We start from the raw sequence: 1,215 nt of genomic DNA, 5'->3' as shown, positions 1-1,215 counted from the left end.
ACACGCTCAATCGTTTCTTTGCGCTTTGCATAAATCTGTTTGATGTCATAGGAATGGCGTAAATGTTCAGCTTCCTCCACATACGACTCCCAAATATGGCGTTGAATGAGTTTTTGATGATGCTTACTTTCTGTACATTGGGAAAGGCTTGGACACTTCGCACAAATCAAAGGATTCGATTTATATTGACGATACCCTTCTTTAGTCGTTGTCGTATACTTCAATATCTGTCCTTGTGGACAAAGATAACAATTATAGTGCTCATCATATATATACTCATGCTTTCGGAAGAATCCATCTTTCGTTTTAGGACGTGTATAAGGAAGAACAGGCAACATTTGATTCTCTAATAAAAAATTCGTAATCGCTGGTGTTTTATAGGCTGCATCTGCCGCAACAGCTAATGGTTTTTGAACGTTTTCAATGACTTTTTCCACAAGTGGCTGTAATACATGACTATCGTGCACATTTCCCGGAGTTACAATGGCACCCAAGACAAAGCCCTTTTCATCTGTCGCTGCATGAAAAGAATACGCAAACTGCTTCGTACGTTCATCCTTCACGTAATAGCCACTTTCAGGATCTGTCGTGCTTTCCTTTATTTCTTTCCATTCTTCCTTTTCAAACTTCTCCGGGGGAAAGGGCTTTTTTCCGTGTTCCTCACGATCCATATTTAACTCTAATTGAAGTTTCTCTTCATAAGCCCGTGTTTCTTTTCGCACAACTTTTTTATCATACTTTCGTTTATTCGCACTCGCTTTCACATGCGTAGAATCGATAAATAAATGGTCTGCATGGAGGAGTCCTTGATGCATAATCTCTTTTAATATACGATAGAATATCTGCTCAAATATATCAGTGTCTTGAAAGCGACGGACATAATTTTTACCGAAGGTAGAGAAATGCGGGACTTCTGTATGGAAGCCAAATCCTAAAAACCAACGATACGCCATATTCGTTTCAATTTCTTTGATGGTTTGACGCATGGACCGTATACCAAAAACGTACTGAATAAACGTCATTTTAAAGAGAACAACAGGATCAATACTAGGGCGTCCTTTAGCAGAGTAGAGGTTTTCTACTAAAGGATAGATAAATGAAAAATCAATAGCCGCCTCTAGTTTTCGTACTAAATGATCTTGGGGAACTAATTGATCAATCGTTAGCATTTCTAATTGTTCACGTTCATTGATTTGATTTTTCGTCATCATGGTT

General features: G+C 38.4%; 1 protein-coding gene. It reads right to left on the bottom strand.

The genetic code is table 11. The annotated features are described in order from the left end of the window. Positions 1 to 1,211, bottom strand: a 1,211-nt coding sequence (locus tag V1L66_RS19870; RefSeq protein WP_409072231.1) for an IS1182 family transposase, incomplete at its 3' end; no start/stop codon positions are given. Positions 1,212 to 1,215 lie beyond the last annotated feature (4 nt).

Source organism: Lysinibacillus sp. IITD104 (assembly GCF_036698265.2).
Lineage (GTDB): Bacteria > Bacillota > Bacilli > Bacillales_A > Planococcaceae > Lysinibacillus > Lysinibacillus boronitolerans.
Note: the sequence above shows the minus strand (reverse complement) of the source record. Positions and strands in the feature narration are given on the sequence as shown.